The 4,701-nt window shown below is 50.4% G+C and carries 6 protein-coding genes and 1 tRNA gene; 2 read left to right on the forward strand and 5 right to left on the reverse strand.

Annotated features, from left to right (window positions below; all coding sequences use genetic code 11):
- Nucleotides 1-211, forward strand: a 211-nt coding sequence (locus tag OEY64_13025) for an NAD-dependent epimerase/dehydratase family protein (GenBank protein ID MDH5543866.1), incomplete at its 5' end; no start/stop codon positions are given.
- Entirely contained in the window at nt 211-1,284 is a 1,074-nt protein-coding gene (locus tag OEY64_13030) for an alanine/ornithine racemase family PLP-dependent enzyme (protein MDH5543867.1), read from the forward strand. The genes OEY64_13025 and OEY64_13030, both read left to right, overlap by 1 nt.
- 88 nt (nt 1,285-1,372) lie before the next feature.
- Here OEY64_13030 and OEY64_13035 read toward each other — a convergent pair.
- From OEY64_13035 to OEY64_13055, 5 genes are all read right to left on the reverse strand, one after another.
- Nucleotides 1,373-1,448, reverse strand: a tRNA-Asn gene (locus tag OEY64_13035).
- Between the two features lie 204 nt (nt 1,449-1,652).
- Nucleotides 1,653-2,627, reverse strand: coding sequence for an arsenosugar biosynthesis radical SAM protein ArsS (gene arsS / locus OEY64_13040; GenBank protein MDH5543868.1), 975 nt, complete (start codon nt 2,625-2,627; stop codon nt 1,653-1,655).
- 15 nt (nt 2,628-2,642) lie between these two features.
- On the reverse strand, nt 2,643-2,978 hold the full coding sequence (locus OEY64_13045) for an arsenosugar biosynthesis-associated peroxidase-like protein (GenBank protein ID MDH5543869.1): 336 nt from the start codon (nt 2,976-2,978) through the stop codon (nt 2,643-2,645).
- Nucleotides 2,979-3,043: 65 nt separating this feature from the next.
- Entirely contained in the window at nt 3,044-3,967 is a 924-nt protein-coding gene (locus tag OEY64_13050) for a sugar phosphate isomerase/epimerase (GenBank protein ID MDH5543870.1), read from the reverse strand.
- Complete coding sequence (locus OEY64_13055; GenBank protein ID MDH5543871.1) at nt 3,964-4,518, reverse strand: metal-dependent hydrolase; 555 nt, start codon at nt 4,516-4,518, stop codon at nt 3,964-3,966. Before OEY64_13055 ends, OEY64_13050 begins: the two co-directional genes overlap by 4 nt.
- Nucleotides 4,519-4,701 lie beyond the last annotated feature (183 nt).

Genomic DNA, 4,701 nt, shown 5'->3' on the forward strand with positions numbered 1-4,701 from the left:
CATTCATACCTTCGCAAACACAAATGTGATAGGTCTTACTATTAACCACGAGAACATGTCCTGCGCCGAGGTCGATGCAGCCATCACATTATATGAGTACGAACTCGGTATTCCAGCTACTGATGCGCTGACAAAGTCACCCGCACGGCTTGTGGAAATGGTTTTTACAGCTTTTCCTGATCTCAAGAAAGAGTTGGCAGTTATCGCCTGATGGCCGCACCTCGATTGGAGATAGACCTAAATAAGATCTACCATAACGCACACACACTGGTAAAACTCCTGTCCGCAAAGGGCATTACCGTAACGGGCGTTACAAAGGCAACTCTCGGCTCACCCGAAATCGCTGGGGCCTTGCTTGAAGCAGGCGTAACCGGGCTCGGCGACTCCCGCATCGAGAATATCAAGGCGATGCGAGATTCTAAAGTAGCAGGATCAATGACACTCACCCGTTCCCCCATGCTAAGCCAGGCGGATCTTGTCGTAATGAACGCAGACATAAGCTTCAACACCGAGCTTGATGTCATCAAAATGTTATCACTTGCCGCGCGACGGCTTGAGCGGATCCATGGAATCGTACTAATGGTTGAGCTGGGAGACCTGCGTGAAGGTATAATGCCAAACGAATTAATAAACACCGTGCGGGAGACTCTTTGTCTTGAGAATATTGAGTTCAAAGGGATCGCTGCCAACCTTGCCTGCCGAAGCGGAGTGTCGCCAGATGCCAGAAACATGGCCGAACTCTCTTCTTTTGCAGACTCCATTGAAGAGGTTTTGGGTATAACAGTCGATATCGTATCCGGCGGTAACTCTGCCAACCTCCGGTGGGCGCTCAGCGACGCAGATACAGGGCGGATCAATAATTTACGTTTAGGTGAATCGATCCTGCTTGGTTGCGAACCTCTAGATCGCCAACCGATTAACGGATTGCATACCGATGCCATTACACTTTTTGGGGAAGTGATTGAGTCGAAGGTCAAACCATCGCTACCGTGGGGCGAGATCGCACAAACGGCATTCGGGAAGAAGTCGCCACCCTCCCGAGACCGGGGGAGTATTTCACAGACGATCGTAGCCATCGGGATGCAGGACACCGATCCAGGCGGCCTCCTCATGCCTGCCGGAATTGATATCCTCGGAGCCAGTAGCGATCACCTGATCCTGGAGTCAGACCTCCGCGTCGGCGAGGAACTTGTATTTCAGCTCAATTACAGCGCGATGGTCCGCGCCATGACATCACCTTTTGTTTTCAAGTCATATTCAGCAAGAGAGGTCGTTGACAATTGAAACAGATAAATGAAATCAGATTCGGTCCCTCTTAGGAGTTCACTGGAGATCCGGACTGAACCTATGATTTTATAGGAGTAATTGAAATTGGCTCCCCGGGACGGACTCGAACCGCCGACATGGTGGTTAACAGCCACCCGCTCTACCGACTGAGCTACCGGGGAACTCAAACAAGAAATTATGCTGGGTTGAGCCTACTCTGTCAATAAGAACATTGGAAAATCACGCTTTTCCTTCGGCCGCTAATAAGAGCAAGAAACAGGCTCTAGCGATAAACTCCCCGCCATTCAGCTTCTAAAATACTCAAAACTCCAACCAGATTACAGAATACGGCTTTGTGCAAATGCGCGGCTGTCGAATGCCGTCCCTTACGCGGTTGCGCCTCCGCAACTCGACCCGCTCCCGGCTGTACATCCATAGCAGTGCGGCCCAACCATGATCTCCCTCTGCTTTAGAACATCCATATCAAAAGCCCCGATTCTCGATGGCGCTCCATGATTGACCGGAATGCCAAGCATCTGGTTAAAATCGCAATCATAGATATTACCATCCCACCCGACGGAAACCATGCTACGGCACATGACATTTTCAGCGGCAACAGGATTGTACGCGCCAACCAGCTTTTGCATATATCCGCGGTAGTTGCTTGTCCGGCGAAGGTAATCGGCAAACCTCCCGACCGGAAGATTAACTATCGTATACAGATTGTTAAAATGGAGATCGTGCCTTTTTAAAAGCTCGCGCTTGAAATCGATCTCCAGCGCTCCTTGAGGGGGAGGGAAAAACGCTCCCGCCGGATTGAATACCAGATTTAGAAGAAGGCCCGTCCCCTCTTTCCCGTACCCTAGTCCGTTCAGTATACGAATTGCTTCAACGGATCTGTCAAACACCCCTTTACCCCGTACGGCGTCTGTCTCTTCCTTTCTGAAGTACGGAAGCGATGCGACTACCTCGACACTGTTGTGCTTGAAAAATTCCGGAAGATCGCCATATCCATCTTCGAAAAGAATTGTCAGGTTGCATCTTGAGAGTATCTTCTTCCCCATTCCGGCCACAACCTCGACGAACTCGCGGTACCTCGGATGCATCTCCGGCGCCCCCCCGGTTATATCGACAACCGGGATATCGCTCCTTTTTAAAATATCGATACAGATATCCATGACGTCATCCGGCATCATCTCTTCACGGATGGGAGAGGCCTCCACATGGCAATGCTTGCATGCCTGGTTGCATCTCTTCCCAAGGTTGATTTGAAAGGTTGTAATACCGTACGCTTTGAGCGGATAGAGTCCGCTCCCCTTCAACGCATCCCCGAAAGATGGGATATCCTTTTCAGTATCCATTTTCCCTGCTCCGCATTATTCCATGCTGATCTTGCCGGTTGTGTTGCGCATCTGCACGCCATGCACCAGTGATGCCCCTCCGCGGATAGCGACCGCGACATGTATCGCCTCTGTCATCTGCTCCCTGTTGGAACCCTTTTCAAGCGCGTCGCTGGAATAGGCATCGATACAGTAGGGACACTGCACAGCATGGGCAACAGCAAGAGCGATAAGCGACTTCTCTCTGGCGGTCAGCGCCCCTTCCTGAAAAACTTTTCCATAATACGCAAAAAATGCCTTCCCCAGCTCAGGCGCGTCCTTTGCCATGTCCGGAAACTTTGCCAGATCGGCCGGGTTGTAATATGTATCCACTCTAAAAAACCCTCCAAAAATAAATAATTGCGACACCCTGGCAGAACACAGGATATTTATGGCTATCAGACAAGTATCCCGACATCGGCAAGATAGTCAATCCCCCTTTTCAGCTCTTCCTGACTGACCCTTTGGTTCAACTCAACTACCTTAATAGTATCCGGTTTCAGGTATTGCTTTATCATTTTGAAATCGACCGCTCCCGAACCCGGCTCGTTATGATCCGTGTACCCCCCCTGGACGTCATGAAGATGCATGCCTATAAGCCTGTCGCCGAAAGTCTCCAGCATCACCCTCTGCGGCGTGCCGTATAAAACCTCCTGGACATGTGCATGCCCCACGTCGTGCCAGAAATAAAGCCTCCCTCCATCAAAGGTATTGAAGATCACGCCGAACTCGTCGATGTTCGGCATCTCTCCAAAATAGTATCTGTTCTCAACCCCGACGTTTATGCCGAGCTTTACTGCTTCCTCGTTTATCTCTTCCAGGCTTTTAAGCGTCTGCGAAAAAGATCTTTTGCTTTTCGCCATGCGCTCAAGCATTACGGCGTGAAGGAACTCATGCCACCTGGGCGAATCCTTTGAACCGTTGTCATACATGTTCATCATGATATAGAACGGCTCGTCCATCGGCACTCGTCCGGCATGTATGACAACCGCCCCTGCTTCAACTTCCGCGGCGTTGCGCAACGTTGTCCTGATATCCTCCACCCCTTTCTTTCGGGCATCCTCGTTTTCATCCGATATCAAATGCGCCTCGGCGCCCCGCCCCTTCCCCTTTGGAGAGGGGCATACGGCGTGAAGAGATGTTATCTTTACGCCCCACTCTTTCCGGTTTTTCCGTATCTCCTCAAATGTCCCGCTCTTTATCCGGAACTCCAGCTCGATACTGTCGGCCCCGGCCTCATGTAACGTGTCTATCAGCTCTCGCGCGTCGGGGATTATCCCGGATCGCCAGCAGGTTGAAACCGTACAGGTCCTCCGCCTCATATATCTCCCGTTTCTGAAATTGCGGGTTCAGTCCGGATGGAGGTATTCATCCTTCCAGACAGAAAATATATGGCGACAGGATAGCTGAGCGCTTCTACTGCCAGAGAATATGGAGCCAGCATATGGAAATAGTAGTTCATTATCTTTTCTGTAAAGGAGATGTGAATTACCTCCGGGAAAGGACCAAGAAACGGCCAAAGAAGAACAGATAGCGGCACGAAATCCTCTATCAAATGGAGCATCGCCCCCGCAAATACCGCGGACAGCTTTTCCCGGCGACTCCTAAAAAGCGCTGATACTATAAGGAAGAAAAAAAACTGCATTACTGCGGAATGCGCCAACCCCCTGCCGGGCAGGGGGAAAAACATCGACAAAGGTTTGTCCAACAGGTCGGGAAGCACCGCTCCAAACAGCAGAAGCCCGGTAAAAGATATGAAAGGCGCCCTTTTCTCTATAATCTTCCCGGCGGCGTATGTGACTGAAATGTGTCCAAATATCATCGTAATATCAATGATAATACCTATCCGACTCTTTAAAACCGATAAAATCATTTGTTTTCCCGGGACTGGATGAGAAGCTGACTATAATATAGAATCAGTGAACGCCTCTTCCGGCCCTGATGCCGGAACAGGGATAACGCAGACCTCAAATGACAAACCGGCTGGGATAGATGAATATGGACAGTAAGAACCGTGTCCTTGTAGTTGACGACGATGAAGATATGCGGGCCGCCC

The organism is Nitrospinota bacterium (genome assembly GCA_029881495.1).
GTDB lineage: Bacteria > Nitrospinota_A > UBA7883 > JACRGQ01 > JACRGQ01 > JAOUMJ01.